This window comes from Streptomyces sp. NPDC006314, from assembly GCF_040613075.1.
Classification (GTDB): Bacteria; Actinomycetota; Actinomycetes; order Streptomycetales; family Streptomycetaceae; genus Streptomyces.
Window position 1 is genome coordinate 132,971 of sequence record NZ_JBEXRL010000008.1, and the last position, 15,144, is coordinate 148,114.

Consider the following 15,144-nt stretch of genomic DNA (forward strand, 5'->3'; position numbering starts at 1 on the left):
CGCCAGCCTTCCCCACGACCGGCGTCCGGGCAAGCAGGATGGGGGCATGGCAGGCAAGATGACCGACGAGGAATGGCGGGCGTTCGTCTCGGAGGGCACCCGCACCGGCAAGCTGTCCACCGTTCGCGCCGATGGGAGCCCCCATGTGGCGCCGATCTGGTTCCTGCTGGACGGAGGCGAACTGGTCTTCAACACCGGCAAGGACACCGTGAAGGGGCGCAATCTGTCGCGTGACGGACGGGTGGCGCTGTGCGTGGACGACGACCGGCCGCCGTTCCACTTCGTGGTGCTCAACGGTCGCGCACGACTGTCGGAGGACCTGGATGAGGTACGCCTGTGGGCCACCCGGATCGCCGCCCGGTACATGGGCGAGGACCGCGCCGAGGAGTACGGCGCCCGCAACGGCGTTCCGGGTGAGCTGCTGGTCCGCGTCACCATCGACAAGGTGGTCGCCGTGAAGAATCTGGCGGCCTGAGCGGCGGGTCAGCCGACCGAGTCCAGGAGCCGGGCGGTGTGCATCCGCCCGGCGTACTCGACGAGCCGGATCAGCACCTCCTTGCCGGAGTCCCGGTCGCGCGCGTCGCACAGGACCACTGGTGTGCCGGGGTCCAGGTCGAGGGCCCTCGAGACGTCGTGGGCACCGTAGCTGCGGGCTCCCGCGAAGCAGTTGACGGCCACGACGAACGGGATGCGCCGGTGCTCGAAGTAGTCGACGGCGGGAAAGCAGTCCTCCAGGCGCCGGGTGTCCGCGAGGACCACGGCACCGAGCGCGCCCTGGGACAGCTCGTCCCACAGGAACCAGAAGCGGTCCTGTCCGGGGGTGCCGAAGAGGTACAGGGACAGGCCGGAGCGGATGGTGATGCGCCCGAAGTCCATAGCGACGGTCGTGGTGACCTTCCGGTCCACGCCGTCGGTGTCATCCACCAGCTGACCGGCTTCGCTGAGCAGTTCCTCGGTGCGTAGCGGCCGGATCTCGCTGACGGCCCCGACCAGGGTGGTCTTGCCGACCCCGAATCCGCCGGCGACCAGTATCTTCAGCGCCAGGGCGGAGGTGTCGCCGGCGGCGTCGGAGTGCTCGGAGACCATGATCACTTCTCTCGGGAGGGCCGGCTGCGGTCGGGGTCTGGGTGCTCCGGGGGTGAAGCCTGCAGCATGACAACCGGGGCACCCGTCTGGGCGGTTGGGCCGAAAGGCACCTGATGTGACCGATTCGCACTCGGTCGGTTGCACCACCCGTGCGGTTCGGGAGGCGGCGAGGTGCATGGCGGTTTCCGAACGTTCATCTACAGCGCTCGCAATCCGTCGATGACCTCTCGCAGGATCCGTTCGTCGGGCAGGTGTGCCGGCGGCACGGGGCGGCTGATGGTCACACAGCCGAGTTCCAGGAGGTCCCCGAGGAGCACCCTGACCACGCCGACGGGCAGGTCGGCGTCCGCGGCGAGTTCAGCGACGGACTGTGTCTCCGTGCGGCACAGCTCGATCAGGGTCCGGTGTTCGGGGCCGAGCCCTGTGTCGTCGGGCTCCGGTCCGGCGGGGTCGAGGGTGACGAGCGCGATCAGGTCGAAGCGCACACCGGTCGGCCCGGGCTGGGTGCGGCCACCCGTCATGGCGTATGGGCGGACCAGGGGCCCGGCCTCGCCGTCGTACCACTGGCTGCCCGGCTCCCATGGGCCGCCGGTCGGGTTCTCGGTCATCGGTGCCGCCTTCTCCGGCTCATCCGACGGCGGGCGGCTGTGCCGCGACGCGCGGCGGTGTGTAGAGGTGCTCGCCGACCCGCTTGACCAGGCGCGCCATCTCATAGGCGACCAGGCCGATGTCGGCGGTGACGGCGGTGAGCACGGCGAGGCAGGAACCATCGCCGGCGGCGGCCACGAAGAGGAACGCGTCGTCCATCTCGACCATGGTCTGGCGTACACCACCCGCCCCGAAGTGCCGCCCCGCCCCCTTGGCCAGGCTGTTGAAGCCGGAGGCGACGGCGGCCAGGTGCTCGGCGTCCTCCCGCGCCAGACCGGTGGAGGCGCCGATGGCCAGGCCGTCGTTGGACAGTACGACGGCGTGCCGTACCTCGCTGACCCGCATGACCAAGTCGTCGAGCAGCCAGTCCAGTTCGCCGGATCGCTGGCCGGCCCTCGGGTTCGGGTCCTGGATCATGCCGGGTCTCCTTCGCTGCTGTGACTGCCCGATTCGGTTTCCGGGGCGGCGCCGCGGCCGGGCCGGCGACCGCCGCCGCGCGCCCAGCCGTCGCGGTAGGCCGCCATGCGGTCCCGTACGAGTTCGGGGGTGCGCCGGTCGTCGCCGCGCCGTACCGGAGTCGACGCGGGCTCTTCGGTCCGCTGATGGCGGAGTTGGGGGGCGAGACTCGCCTGGCGTACACGGCGCGGGAGGTCGTCGGAGGACTCTGAGTCGCTCGGGGGGCGGTGCAGCCTCAAGGCCGTGACTCCGGGGGGCGGGGGGTCGTTCGGAGTGCCATGCGGGCCGGTCGCGGTGCGGTGGGGGTCGGGCTCGGTGGGGATGCGGTGGGGGTCGGGCTCGGTGGGGATGCGGTAGGGGCCGGATTCGGCAGCGGTGCCGTGTGGGCGGGGAGTGGTCGCGGTGCTGTGCGGGCCGGGCTCGGGAGCGGTGCTGTGCGGGCCGGGCGTGGTCGCGGTGCTGTGCGGGCCGGGCGTGGTGCCCGCCAGGGCGGGCCGGTCCGACGGTGCGGCGAAGGCGTCCGGGGGCGGGGCCTCGCCGGGCACGCGCGCGTAGGCGGGTGCCTCCTCGCGACCGGCTTGCTCGCCCCGCCGGGAAGAACGTTCCGCCGAGCCGCTGTGCAGCAGGGCGGTCGGCAACAGAACGACGGCGGTGGTCCCTCCGTAGGGAGAGGTCCGCAGACGCACCTTGATGTCGTGCCGGGAGGCGAGCCTGCTGACCACGAACAGTCCGAGCCGGTCGCTGTCGAACAGGTCGAGGGTCTCGGACTGTTCGACGCGCCGGTTGGCCTCGGCGAGGGTGTCGGCGCCCATGCCGAGTCCCCGGTCCTCGATCTCCAGGGCGTAGCCGTTGCCCACGGGTTCCCCGGTGACGTGCACGCGCGTGTGCGGCGGTGAGAACTGGGCTGCGTTCTCGACCAGTTCGGCGAGCAAATGGGTGAGGTCGGCGACCGCCGCTCCGATGACGTACGCCTCGGGGAGCCGGCGTACCTCCACGCGCGCGTAGTCCTCGATTTCCGACACGGCGGCGCGAACGACGTTCGTCAGGGACACCGGCATGCGCCAGGCCCGGCCGGGGGCGGAGCCGGAGAGGATGATCAGGCTCTCGGCGTGGCGGCGCATCCGGGTGGTGAGATGGTCCAGGCGGAACAGGTCGCTCAGTTCGTCGGGGTCGTCGGAGCGGCGCTCCATGCTGTCCAGGAGGCTGAGCTGGCGGTGGACCAGTACCTGGCTGCGGCGGGCCAGGTTGACGAAGACTCCGGAGATGCCGCTGGCCAGTTCGGCGCGCTCCACGGCGGCGCGCAGCGCGGCCCGGTGCACGGTGGTCAGGGCTTCCGCGACCTGGCCGGTCTCGTCTTCGGCAGGTGGTCCGGCGGGCGCCTCGGCCTGGACGTCGATCTCCTCGCCCGCGCGCAGTTTCCGCATCGCGTCCGGGAGTTTGCGTCGGGCGATCTCCAGGGCGTCATTGCGCAAACTCACGAGTTCGACCACGAGCGCACGGCCGATCCGGACGGAGATGACGAGCGAGGCGGCGACTGCGGCGAGGCCGAGGAGCACGGCGGCTCCGGCCGGGCTGAGCAGACCGCGGGCGACCGGGTCGGCACGGCCGGCGACGGCCCTGCCCGTGTCCGCCTCGATGGTCCGCATTCCGTCCCGCACGCGCGCGTAGGGGGCGCTCCAGGCGGCTCGCGGTGCCGCGTCGGACGGTTCGGCGGTGAGGATCTTGTCCTCGGCTGCGTCGAGGACGGTGTAGGAGTGGCCGGTGGCCAGCTCGCGCCAGGCGGCGCGCTGGGCGGCGGGCAGATCGGTGACGGCCGCCTCGATGAGGGCACGGCGTGTGGCGACGGCGGAGCCGAACCGTCGCAGCCGCTCGCCCTCCAGGCCACCGCCGGTCCGCGCGCTGCCGAGGACGGCGTCCTCCTGGGCCAGGGACTCGCCGGCCCGGGAGAACTCGAGCAGTACGCGCGCGTCGGAGCCGACATCGGCCTGCTGGACGCCGGTGAGGGCGCCGTCCACGGCGAAGGCCGCCCCGATGGTCCTCGTGTACTGGTCGTAGGTCTCGTCCCAGCCGGCCTTGTGGTCCAGTACGGCCGTCCGCACGGTGCGGAGGTGCTCGGCGCCGGCGACGAAGGCGTCGAGGCGCCCGGAGACACCGGCGGGCAGTTCCTGGCTGTCGGCGACCGTGCTGTCGTCGCCGAGCCGCAGCTTGGCCACGGCCCGGTCGGTGCGGGTCGCCAGTCTTGCGAGGTCGCCGCGGTCTCCGGTGCCCGGGGCACCGGCGTAGCGCACGGCTGTGCTGCGCTCGGCCTGCAGCGCGGCGACGGCCGCGGCCACCGGGGTGCGCAGCTCCGCGTCGACCCGCTGGGACTGGCGCAGCCGGGCGACGTCCTGGGCGGTGCTGACGGTGGCGTAGGCCCAGAGGGCGAGCAGGGAGACGACGGGCACCATCAGGAGGCTGACCACCTTGGCACGCACGGTCCGTGGGCGCAGGTGCCGGCGGCTCCCCCGCACGCGTGCCGTGGCCGGCGGTATGCCGACGGGGCGGTCCATGCCCTCCTGCGCCGGCGGGCCGGCGTGTGCACGGCGGCCGCGCGGGGGGTTCGCCGGGGAGCCGGCTTTCTCGGGTGTACGGGGTGGGCGCATGGCCTCCTCGCTCGGGACGTGGGTCGGGGCGCTCGGGCCGGCTCCCGCTAGCGGGCGACGCTCTCGAGGGGCCGCTGGGCGGAGGCGGACGCCTCGCGCTCGTCGGCCGTGGGCGAAAGGGCGACGAAGGCCGAGGTGATGAACAGGTAGGACCCGAGGCCGACGGCGAGGGGGAAGATGAACTGCATCGCCGTGGCCCCGGAGAGGGCTTCACCGGAGGGGTTCACACGCACGCTCACCGCGAACATCCCGGTGTAGTGCATGCTGCTGACGGCCGCGCCCATGATCAGGGAGGCGACGGTGACCGCGAGAGGTGACTTGATGTTGAGTCCGGCCCACAGGGCGGCCGTCGCCGCCACCACCGCGATCAGCACCGACAGTCCGACGAGGACGGGGTCGTACCGGACGTGGCCGTGCAACCGGACCGCCGCCATGCCCAGGTAGTGCATGCTGGCGACGCCCAGCCCGGTGGTGAGTCCGCCGAGCAGGAGAGCCCGGTTGCGGTCGCGGCTGTAGCCGACGGCGAAGACGCCGGCGCAGACGACGACCATGGCGACGAGGAGGCTGAGGATGGTCAGTGGCACGTCGTAGCGGATGTCGGTGCCGCTGACGCGGAATCCGAGCATGGCCACGAAGTGCATCGTCCAGATGCCCGTCCCCATCGCGGAGGCCGCGGTGACGAGCCAGTTGCGGCGCGCGCGGCCGGTGGCGGTGAGCGCGCGGACGGTGCAGCGCAGCCCCAGTGCGGCCGCTATGCAGGCCATCAGGTACGACAGCACGGGGGTCAGCCAGCCGAAGGCGGCGTGGTCCAGGTGTCCCATGGCCCCGGGACGCTAGCCGGGGCAGGGGCGCACAAAGGGGCGCATTTCGAAAGCTGTTGGAATATGACACAGAGATGCGACGGAATGATCGCGTCCCGCTCGAACATGCGCACCCAGACATCCCTCGTGACGGTGAGGGATCATGCCGAACATGAGCGATGTCCATACACATGTCCAGGAGTTCTTCACCGTCCGGGCGGCCGACTGGGACAGCAGGTTCCCCGATGACGGTCCCGCCTACGCGGCCGCCGTCGCCGGCCTCGGGCTGCGGGCCGGCGACCGCGTGCTGGACGCGGGCTGTGGCACGGGGCGCGCCCTGCCGCCCCTGCGTGCCGCCGTGGGCCCGTCCGGGGTGGTGCTGGGTGCCGATCTGACGCCGGCGATGCTGGATGCCGCCGTGCGGGCCGGGCCCGGGACGGGCGGCTGCTGCTCGCGGACGTGGCCGCGCTGCCGCTGCGGTCGGGGTCCCTGGACGCCGTCTTCGCGGCCGGCCTGATCGCACACCTGCCACGCCCGGTGGACAACCTGCGGGAACTGGCCCGCGTGGTGCGGCCGGACGGCACGCTCGCGCTGTTCCATCCCATCGGCCGCGCTGCCCTGGCGGCACGTCAGGGCCGGCAGATCACGCCGGACGACCTGCGCGCCGAGGCCAACCTCGGCCCCCTCCTGGCCCGAGCGGGATGGCGCATGACGTCGTACACCGACGAGGACACCCGTTTCCTCGCGGTCGCGGTGCGCGAGAACTGACGGCTGGGCGGGTCAGCCCGTTCCGGTGACGGCCGCCACGAAGGCGTCGGGGTTGTCGAACATCACGTTGTGCCCGGCGCCGGGCACCGTCACCACCCGCACCCCGGCGGCTTCCAGGCTCTCCCTGCCCTCCAGTTCCCCGCTGCGCTCCCCCTGGAGGTAGACGCGCTCCACGGCGAGCTCCTCCAGGATCGAGCGCATCACGGGGCTCGTGCCCCGGCGCAGGCCGACGGCGCTGCGGTGCAGGGCGCGCGGGTCGGCCAGTCGCATGGTGGCCGCCCACAGCGGGCCGACGGCCTCCAGCACGCGCGCGTGCTCTTTCTCGACGAACTCGTCCTCTCCGTAGGAGGCGATTCCACTGCTGGCGGCGGTGAGCGGCGGGAAGGCGTCGAGGTTGGCCTCCGTGAGGACCAACCTGGAGACGAGGTCGGGCCGCCGGTACGCCAGCACGATGGCGACGGCACCACCCATGCTGTGCGCGATCAGCTCGGCGCCGGCGACTCCCGCTCCGTCCAGGGCGACGGCGACCGCGTCGGCGTGCTCCTCCAGCGTGTAGCCGAAGTCCCGGGGCCGGTCGCTGATGCCGTGTCCGGGCAGATCCGCGAAGAGGCTGCGTCTGCCGGCGAGTTCGGGGCGGGCCGCGATGTGCGCGTGGTACACGGCGGACATCGATCCGAGCCCGTGCAGATACACACGCGCGGACTCAGCACCGGGCACCTCGGTCCAACGGATACGGCTTCCCTCGCTGTCGAATACGGCCTGCTTCACCGCGCCCCCCTGATGTCGTGTGGCGCCACAGACTATACCTCGGTCACGAGGTATAGCGAAAATGAGGTACCGAAGCATCGGGGTACCTCTCCCTGGGAGAGAATGAGGCCATGCTCGAGCTCGCCATCCTCGGTTTCCTGTACGACGCCCCGCTGCACGGCTACGTCCTGCGCCGTCACATCGCGGCGCTCACCGGCCACGTACGGCCCGTCGCCGAGAGCACGCTGTACCCGGCGATCAAACGCCTGGAGAAGGCCGGCCTGCTGGTACGGACACCCGAGCCCGGTGCCGTGGCCGCGCCGCGCCATGTGCTGAGGCTGACCGAGGAGGGCGGCCACGAGCTCAAGCGCCGGCTCACCGAACCCGCGCAGCGCGAGATCACCGACGAGAACCAGTGGTTCACCCTGCTCGCGTTCCTGCGGCACCTGGACGACACCGCCGCTCAGGCGGCCGTACTGCGACGCCGGCTGGCCTTCCTGGAGGAACCGGCGAGCTTCTTCTACGACGGCGACCGGCCGCTGCGCGCGGAGGAGCTGGACGACCCGTTCCGGCGTGGTGCCCTCACCATCGCGCGGGCCACGAGCCGGGCCGAACTCGCCTGGTTGCGCGACACCCTCGCGTCACTCGAAGGGGTCGGCCGCTGAGGCGTCCCGGTGCCGCACCGGGCAGGCCCGCAGCCCGGGGACCGGGTGGGTGCCCAGGTCGGCCACACGGTAGCCGTTCGGGTAGCCCTTGATCTCCCAGTTCTGCCGTGCGAAGTGCGGCGTGCGGCGCGGCGGCAGAAGCCGGACGAGCCGGCCGCGCGTCCGTACGGCGCGGCGCACGAACGCGGAGGTGGACGCGCCGGGCGACGGGTAGCGGAAGGCGCGCAGCAACGGCTCGTCGAGCAGGGCGAGCGTCGCCGTGCGCAGCAGCGGCGCCAAGGGGCGTGGATACCAGGAGACCATCAGGCCGAGGGTGGCGTCGGAGACGTGCCGGGCCTGCTCGTCCCAGCCGAAGTGGGCCTGCTCGTAGGCGTCGAGAAGTGCTTCGAACTCCTCGTAGGTGCTGGGGAGAGCGGGAATGCCCATGTGCCGGCCGAGGGTGCGGTAGTACTCGGTGGAGGCGACGATCTCGTGCCGGGACAGCCGCCGCCAGCCGTAGGTGTCGATCCAGCGTCGGGGTATCACCACGAAGGTGCTGAGTACGTACCGCATGTCGTCGTCGCTGATGTCGTAACTGCGGTGCATCTGGTTGATGCGACGGATCGCGGTACGGCCCTCCTCGGCGGTGAAGCCGTGTTCCATGACGGTGTCGAGGAGTAGCGCGGTGTCGTCGTACCGCTTCTGCGTGCGCTCGGTCAGCTCCGCCGTCTGCGCGAGCAGCCGCCCGACGCTCGGCACGGCGTACGTGCGGTAGAGGGCCAGCTCCAGGGCGCGTGCGTAGTCCCAGGGGAATTCGAACGCCACACTGAGCCGGTAGATCTCCAGCGCGTCCGCCACCGGGTCCAGCCGGCGGATGTGCCCCAGCCGCTCGAAGCGCTTCACCGCGTCCTCCCCCTACTGCCGTCGAAGCTGCAACTCTACGTTGGAGAGCGGTGGATGAGCGATCGCACTGACCTCCTTCAGGAGAAAGGGTGGTACCCGTGTTCGACATGATCCGTAAGTTCGCCGCCGCACTCCGCGTTTCCAAGGGCGCGCAGCCGGCGGGCGCTCGGGAGAGGCGCGCACACAACTTGTTCGATGCGGCGGCCGTCTATGTGGTAGCCCGTGCGGAGGACGACGAGGACCGGGGCGAGGAGGCGGCGGCCTGGGTGTCGCCGGAGGCACTGGCCTTCGGAGTGAGCGAACTGGCCTGCCGGGCGGTCGTCGCGTTGGCACGGGAGCGCGGCGAGTCGCCCGCGGCTGTGGCCCGAGACCTTCTCGGGCTGCCCGCGGCCTGAGGGACACCGCTCGCCCGCTGTGGTCGTTTCGCCCCCGTCCAGGCGGAAACCTGCAGCTCCGCGCGGTGCGCGGAGTCGTGACAAGGACCTCCTCCTCGCACTAGGGTGCGCGCCGATGGACGAACCACTGGGGAGGCAGGGATGGCTGGGACGGACGATGAGGCCGTCGCCGCCGCGGACGATGCGCTGTACGTGCTGACGGCGGTGCTGCTGACGCCGGCGCAGTTCCCGAGCGTGCTGGGCGACGACTACCCGGAGGCATGCGCGGCGCTCGGACTGGCGCCCCGCGCCGACGGGTACGGCCTGGTGCTGGGCCAGGACGGCGAAGGCGCTCGCTGGACGGTCGTCATCGACGACGTCTCGCTGGTGGCCGTGGCGATCGCATCCTGGGACTGCGGCATGGAGTACGACCTGTCGCCGGACGAGCGCGCGGTCGTGACCGCTCTGCCCGGTTGGCCCCTGTCGGTCGCGGTAGCGGCACCCGGTGTCCCCGCGCCGCACGATCCCCCGCCCGAGGCGGCGGACCAGCCCCCGCTCAGCCCGCCGGACACCGGCTCCTGGGGGCCCGCCCAGCGGCGGCTCGGCGCCGACGAGATCGCGTTGCAGTGGGCCGCGTGGCGGGAGCAGATCGACGACGCCGATTTCTCCGTGCCGGGTGAGCGGGCGCAGTCCTCGGAACCGGCGGAGCCCGCATCGGAGGACGAGGGGAACGCGCCGAATGGCGGCCATCGGGGTGTCCGGCGGGTACTCGCGGAGGCGCGCGCCTACCTCGACGCGCCGCCGCCGCTCGGCCGGGTGCGCTCGTCCTTCGCCCCGGGCGACGCCCGTACGCTGCGCGCCGACGGCCCGGGCTGGTCGATCGTGGCCCGCACCGACGACATCGCGTTCGTCCTGCTCGACGAGGAGCCCGGTGAGGTTCTGCCGATCGGCCGGGGCGCCGAGCTGCCGAGCCTGCTGGAGGCTCTCGACAAGCTGGCCGTACGGCCCCTCTGAGTAAAGCCCGCGTGAACGGAGGAGGGCGCGGCCCACGCGAGCCCCCGGGAGCCGCATTCCCCAAGCCGCGGTCTCCGAAGGCTCGGCGGGCCGCTCAGGCGCCTCGGCGAGCGTTCCCGGCCGTACGTCGTCGCGTCAGCGGCCCAATTCCTTGCGGCCGATCCTGCGCAGCCGGCGCCGCTGTCCGGGTTCCAGCGCCAGGTAAGCAGCGATCGGAACCCCCACCACGATCAAGAACGCCACCCACCAGGGCAGCCAAATCAGCAGGATGAGCCCGACCGCCACGCCGCCCACGGCGATCTTCGCGTTCTTGGACATGAGCGTCCCTCCTTCACGGCCACTGCCGCTCTCTGCTCTGAGAACGGTCCCCCGCTCCCGGCGGTTCCGGACGCCGCCCCTGAGACGCCCCTGAGGCACGGCCCCTAAGGGTGCCGCCGACCACCGGAGCAGCGGGGGCTGTGGTCCGGATCACGGGCTCGGCCCGAGGTTTCCGTCTCACCGTGCTGTACCCTCGACAACCCCGAACAGGTAGTCAAATTTGAGGAGTGCGGCGGAACTGTGCAGAGGAACCCCACGGCACCACCCTCCGAGCTGTCCGAACTGGCCCGCTGTCGCGCCGTGTTCCTGCCCGCCGACCCCGCGCGTACGGGCCGGCTGGCGTTCTGGCGACCGGGCGGCGAGGCTCCTCCCGTCGTCGCGAACGGCTCCATGACAGACCTGGACGTCGTCGTCCCCACGGCTGACGGCGAAGTCGAGCGGTTCCGTACGCCGGCTCTCCTGTTGCCCGTGCACAACGCGCTTCCGTTGCTCACGCACGCGCGTGAGCTGCCGCAGGGACACCGGTCCACCGTCTTCTGGGGTACGGCCCGGCTGCTGGCCCTGCACTTCCTGGCGCGCGGCCTGCTCCTGCCCGGCCTCTCCCCCGGCGACAACGACGCCTGGCGGGTCGGGCCCCTGTCGGCGCGCGACGCTGAGCTGGTCCGCGGTCTCGCCGCCGCCATGCCCCCTGAGGCGCATGCCGTGCCGCTCACGGCCGACGGTCCGCACCTGCTGCCCGATCCGGAGCGACTGCTGCGCGCCTTCCTGGACGCGGTCGCCGACGTACTTCCGCGGTCCCCCGCCGCCGCCATGGTGACCGGCGGCCCCGCGTACGCGGCGCCCGAGCCGCAGCGGCTGCCCGCCTTGCGGGCGTGGGCCGACGACATCGCCGCCGGCCACGACGCGGGCGTGCGGCTGTCACTGCGGGTGGAGGCATCCGGTCTCGACGACGGGGCCCAGCAGGACGACACTCCGGTCCGGTTCCGTGCGGTGCTCCAGGCGCACGGACTGAGCGGGGCCATGGACGTGAGGGATGCGGCCGCCCTGTGGACCGGTGCGGCCTCGCACGACGCGTCCGGTCCCCGTGACGCGTTCGGTCCGCGCGCGCGTGCGGACGCCCTGCTGGCGCTGCGCCGCGCGGCCCGGGCCTGGCCACCGCTGACGCCTCTGCTCTCGGCCGCCGTCCCCGACACGGTGGACCTCGCCGACGACGAGATCGCCGAACTCCTGGGCGATGGTGCGCGGGCGCTGGCCTCTGCGGGCGTCGAGGTGCACTGGCCGAAGGAGCTGGCGCGTGACCTCACCGTCCACGCGACGGTCGGCCCGCCGGACGACGGCACGGCCGCGCCAGGGGACACCTCGGCACCGTCGTCGTTCCTGTCGGCGGGGGCCAGGGTCACGCTCGGCTGGTGGTTCGCGCTGGGCGGGCGGGAGCTGTCCCGGGAGGAGCTGGACCGGCTCGCTGAGGCCAAGCGTCCCCTGGTGCGGCTGCGGGACGGATGGGTACTGGTCGACCCGCGCGAGGCGCATCGCGCCCGGACCCGGCGGGACCGCTCACTCGCTCCCGTAGAGGCGCTGGCCGCCGCTCTGACGGGCTCGGCACAGGTCGACGGCCAAGAGGTCGAGGTGCGGCCCACGGGATGGCTGGACGGGCTCCGGGAGCGCCTCACGGATGCCCAGACGGCGCGGGCCGTCGAACAACCGGCGGGCCTGGCCGCCGTGCTGCGGGACTACCAGCTGCGCGGCCTCGACTGGCTGGCCCGCACGACCTCTCTCGGTCTGGGCTGCTGCCTCGCCGACGACATGGGTCTCGGCAAGACGATCACTCTCATCGCGCTGCATCTGCAGCGGCAGACGGATGCCTCGGCGGCCGGTCCCACGCTCGTGGTCTGCCCGGCCTCCCTGCTCGGCAACTGGCAGCGCGAGATCGAGCGCTTCGCTCCCGGCGTGCCGGTGCGCAGGTTCCACGGCCCCGGCCGTGACCTCGGCTCCGTGACGGCCGGGGAGTTCGTCCTGACCACATACGGCACGATGCGCCTGGACGCCGGGCGGCTCACCGAGGTGCCCTGGGGCATGGTGGTGGCCGATGAGGCACAGCACGTGAAGAACCCTTACTCGGCGACCGCGCGGGCCCTGCGTTCCATCGACGCACGCGGGCGCGTGGCGCTCACCGGCACTCCCGTGGAGAACAACCTCACGGAACTGTGGGCCATCCTCGACTGGACGACCCCCGGTCTGCTCGGCCGCCTCGGTACCTTCCGCGCGCGGTACGCGCAGCCGGTCGAGGGCGGCCGGGACCCCGCCGCCGCCGAACGGCTCGCGCGGCTCGTCCGGCCGTTCCTGCTGCGGCGGCGCAAGTCGGACCCCGGCATCGCCCCCGAGCTGCCCCCGAAGACCGAGACCGATCATCCGGTTGCCCTGACCCCTGAACAGGCGGCTCTCTACGAGGCGTTGGTCCGCGAGACGCTGGACCGGATCGCGGCCGCCGACGACATGGCCCGGCGGGGGCTGATCGTGGGGCTGCTGACCGGCCTCAAGCAGATCTGCAATCACCCGGCGCAGTTCCTCAAGGAGGACGGCCCGCGGCTCACCGGGCGCTCGGGGAAGCTGGAGCTGCTGGACGAACTGCTCGACACCATCCTCGCGGAGGGTTCGGGTGTGCTGGTCTTCACGCAGTACGTGCGCATGGCCCGCCTGCTCGAACGGCACCTGGTGGCCCGTGGGGTGCCTTCGCTGCTCCTGCACGGCGGGACCCCCGTCGCCGCGCGCGAGGAGATGGTACGGCGCTTCCAGGACGGTGAGGTCCCCGTGTTCCTGCTGTCGCTCAAGGCCGCCGGGACCGGTCTGAACCTCACCCGCGCCGAGCATGTCGTGCACTACGACCGCTGGTGGAATCCGGCGGTCGAGGCGCAGGCCACCGACCGGGCATACCGCATCGGGCAGACCCGCCCGGTGCAGGTGCACCGGCTGATCGCCGAGGGGACCCTGGAGGACCGCATCGCGCAGATGCTCGGCCGCAAGCGGGAATTGGCCGAGACGGTGCTCGGCACCGGCGAGGCCGCACTGACGGAGCTGACGGACGCGGAACTGGCAGCACTGGTGGAACTGCGCGGGGAGGCGCGATGAGCCGCTACGGAGACGAACACGACCGCGAGGCGGGGCTCACGTTCGCCGCGCTGCCACCCGTGCACGGACGTGGCTTCGCGCAGAGCTGGTGGGGTCGCGCATGGCTGCGGGCCCTGGAGGACGCGGCTCTGGACGCGGCGGCGGTCAAGGCGGGACGCAGGCTCGCACGCGCGGGCGGCGTGGGCGCGGTGACTGTGCGGCCGGGCCGGGTCACCGCCGTCGTACGCGACCGGGGAGGTGCGGCGCACCGGGCCGACGTGCTGGTGCCGGAGCTGTCCGCGGAGGAGTGGGGGCGGTTCCTGGATCTGGCCGTGGAGCAGGCCGGGCACATGGCCGCACTCCTGGACCGGGAGCTGCCGCCCCATCTGATCGAGGACGCGGCGGTGAGCGGGATCGAACTCCTGCCGGGCCTCGGCGAGCTGGACCCCGAGTGTGACTGCGGCACATGGGACCACTGCGGACACACCGCCGCGCTGTGTCACCAGGTGGCGCGGCTGCTGGACGAGGATCCGTTTCTGCTCCTGCTGGTGCGCGGTCGGGCGAAGGACGCGTTCCTGGCGGAGCTCCACGTGCGCGGTACCGCGCCGAGGCCGGTCCCCGGCGCGCCCGAAGCGGAGGGTGTGGACGCGGCCGAGGCATGGGCGGCCACCGACCTCCTCCCTCCGCTACCCGAGCTGCCCGGACTCCCGCCAGCGCCTGGCACACCGCCGTCCCTCGACACCGACACGCCACCGGCGCCCGGGATCGATCCCGCGGCTCTGGAACATCTGGCGGGCCGCACCGCCGCGGAGGCATACCGGCTACTGACGCAGGCGCTGTCTTCCGATGCGCGGGACGGCACCGGCGTGACGACCGCCCAGGACGCCGTACGGCTGGCCTGCGGTACGCCGCCCGACGCCGTGACCGAGCGGCTCGCCGCTGGATCGGGGCGCGGTCGCGAGGGGCTGGCGACGGCTGTCCGCGCCTGGCGGGCCGGTGGCGGGCCCGCCCTGGCCGTACTCGACGAGGAGTGGCAGGTGGAGGACGTGGTACTGGCACGCGCGCGTGCGGCCGTGGAAGCGGCCTGGGAGGCTGACGAGCGGCCGTCGTTCCGCAGGAGCGGCAATCGGTGGACCCTCCTGGACGAAGGGGTTCAGCTGCGGCTCGGCAGGGACGGCCGCTGGTGGCCGTACCGCGACGAGGGTGGCCGCTGGGTCCCCGCGGCCGGACCGGGCGGCGATCCCGCGACGGCCGTGGCATCGGCGCGGCTCGACGAGGACGTTCTCGACACGGATGAGGCCGACCCGGATGCGGTCGGCCCGGATGCGGTCGGCCCCGATGCGGTCGCCGCCGCCGGAGGACTCCGAGGGTGTTGACCGGCCGTGACCGCCGTCCGTACGCCGCCATCGGTCCGCACGGTGTTACCGCGGTCCGCACGCAGTCGCGGACGGCGTTACCGCGGTCTCGCGCAGTCTCGCCACGCACACGCGATGACGCGATGACCGCGGCCTCCGCACGATCCGATGAGCGGCGGACGCGCGCTCTCACCCCGCTGTCGTGCGGCGTCTCTGGGGCCGAAACCTGGCCGCTGCCGATGAGCTCGCCACCAGGAGGCCCGGTGTCCCCGCATGCCGCCGGC

The 15,144-nt window shown here is 72.7% G+C and carries 14 protein-coding genes and 1 pseudogene; 7 read left to right on the plus strand and 8 right to left on the minus strand.

Annotated elements, in window-relative coordinates; all coding sequences use genetic code 11:
* Window positions 1-46 precede the first annotated feature (46 nt).
* A complete protein-coding gene (locus tag ABZ079_RS16880; RefSeq protein WP_356940198.1) occupies window positions 47-475 on the plus strand; it encodes a PPOX class F420-dependent oxidoreductase in 429 nt (142 codons plus the stop codon).
* Between the two features lie 8 nt (window positions 476-483).
* On the opposite strand, the gene ABZ079_RS16885 is transcribed toward ABZ079_RS16880, so the two are convergent.
* From ABZ079_RS16885 to ABZ079_RS16905, 5 genes are all read right to left on the minus strand, one after another.
* Window positions 484-1,086 carry an ATP/GTP-binding protein gene (locus ABZ079_RS16885; protein ID WP_356940199.1) on the minus strand — a complete coding sequence of 201 codons (603 nt, stop codon included), beginning with the start codon at window positions 1,084-1,086 and terminating at the stop codon, window positions 484-486.
* Window positions 1,087-1,283: 197 nt separating this feature from the next.
* Window positions 1,284-1,694, minus strand: coding sequence for a DUF742 domain-containing protein (locus tag ABZ079_RS16890; RefSeq protein ID WP_356940200.1), 411 nt, complete (start codon window positions 1,692-1,694; stop codon window positions 1,284-1,286).
* Between the two features lie 19 nt (window positions 1,695-1,713).
* Window positions 1,714-2,151: a roadblock/LC7 domain-containing protein gene (locus tag ABZ079_RS16895; RefSeq protein ID WP_356940201.1), complete on the minus strand. Its 438-nt coding sequence runs from the start codon at window positions 2,149-2,151 to the stop codon at window positions 1,714-1,716.
* Window positions 2,148-4,832 carry a nitrate- and nitrite sensing domain-containing protein gene (locus ABZ079_RS16900; RefSeq protein WP_356940202.1) on the minus strand — a complete coding sequence of 895 codons (2,685 nt, stop codon included), beginning with the start codon at window positions 4,830-4,832 and terminating at the stop codon, window positions 2,148-2,150. The genes ABZ079_RS16895 and ABZ079_RS16900 overlap by 4 nt, the downstream gene beginning before the upstream one ends.
* A gap of 47 nt (window positions 4,833-4,879) precedes the next feature.
* Window positions 4,880-5,653: an MHYT domain-containing protein gene (locus ABZ079_RS16905; RefSeq protein ID WP_356940203.1), complete on the minus strand. Its 774-nt coding sequence runs from the start codon at window positions 5,651-5,653 to the stop codon at window positions 4,880-4,882.
* Between the two features lie 151 nt (window positions 5,654-5,804).
* On the opposite strand from ABZ079_RS16905, the pseudogene ABZ079_RS16910 reads away from it, so the two are divergent.
* Window positions 5,805-6,400 (plus strand): annotated as a pseudogene (locus tag ABZ079_RS16910) (class I SAM-dependent methyltransferase).
* Between the two features lie 12 nt (window positions 6,401-6,412).
* Here ABZ079_RS16910 and ABZ079_RS16915 read toward each other — a convergent pair.
* Window positions 6,413-7,168, minus strand: coding sequence for an alpha/beta hydrolase (locus ABZ079_RS16915; RefSeq protein WP_356940204.1), 756 nt, complete (start codon window positions 7,166-7,168; stop codon window positions 6,413-6,415).
* 110 nt (window positions 7,169-7,278) lie between these two features.
* On the opposite strand from ABZ079_RS16915, the gene ABZ079_RS16920 reads away from it, so the two are divergent.
* Window positions 7,279-7,812, plus strand: a complete 534-nt coding sequence (locus tag ABZ079_RS16920; protein ID WP_356940205.1) for a PadR family transcriptional regulator — start codon at window positions 7,279-7,281, stop codon at window positions 7,810-7,812.
* On the opposite strand, the gene ABZ079_RS16925 is transcribed toward ABZ079_RS16920, so the two are convergent.
* Window positions 7,789-8,694: an oxygenase MpaB family protein gene (locus ABZ079_RS16925; protein WP_356940206.1), complete on the minus strand. Its 906-nt coding sequence runs from the start codon at window positions 8,692-8,694 to the stop codon at window positions 7,789-7,791. The genes ABZ079_RS16920 and ABZ079_RS16925 overlap by 24 nt on opposite strands.
* A gap of 98 nt (window positions 8,695-8,792) precedes the next feature.
* On the opposite strand from ABZ079_RS16925, the gene ABZ079_RS16930 reads away from it, so the two are divergent.
* The gene (locus tag ABZ079_RS16930; RefSeq protein ID WP_356940207.1) at window positions 8,793-9,089 is read left to right on the plus strand and encodes a hypothetical protein; all 297 of its coding nucleotides are present in this window, start codon (window positions 8,793-8,795) and stop codon (window positions 9,087-9,089) included.
* Between the two features lie 141 nt (window positions 9,090-9,230).
* Window positions 9,231-10,082: a hypothetical protein gene (locus tag ABZ079_RS16935; RefSeq protein ID WP_356940208.1), complete on the plus strand. Its 852-nt coding sequence runs from the start codon at window positions 9,231-9,233 to the stop codon at window positions 10,080-10,082.
* Window positions 10,083-10,217: 135 nt separating this feature from the next.
* Here the strand turns inward: ABZ079_RS16935 and ABZ079_RS16940 are convergent, their stop codons facing one another.
* Window positions 10,218-10,400, minus strand: coding sequence for a hypothetical protein (locus tag ABZ079_RS16940; RefSeq protein WP_356940209.1), 183 nt, complete (start codon window positions 10,398-10,400; stop codon window positions 10,218-10,220).
* Between the two features lie 240 nt (window positions 10,401-10,640).
* Between ABZ079_RS16940 and ABZ079_RS16945 the strand changes: the two genes are divergently transcribed.
* Complete coding sequence (locus ABZ079_RS16945; protein WP_356940210.1) at window positions 10,641-13,526, plus strand: DEAD/DEAH box helicase; 2,886 nt, start codon at window positions 10,641-10,643, stop codon at window positions 13,524-13,526.
* A complete protein-coding gene (locus ABZ079_RS16950; protein WP_356940211.1) occupies window positions 13,523-14,881 on the plus strand; it encodes an SWF or SNF family helicase in 1,359 nt (452 codons plus the stop codon). The genes ABZ079_RS16945 and ABZ079_RS16950 overlap by 4 nt, the downstream gene beginning before the upstream one ends.
* The last annotated feature ends 263 nt before the right edge of the window (window positions 14,882-15,144 follow it).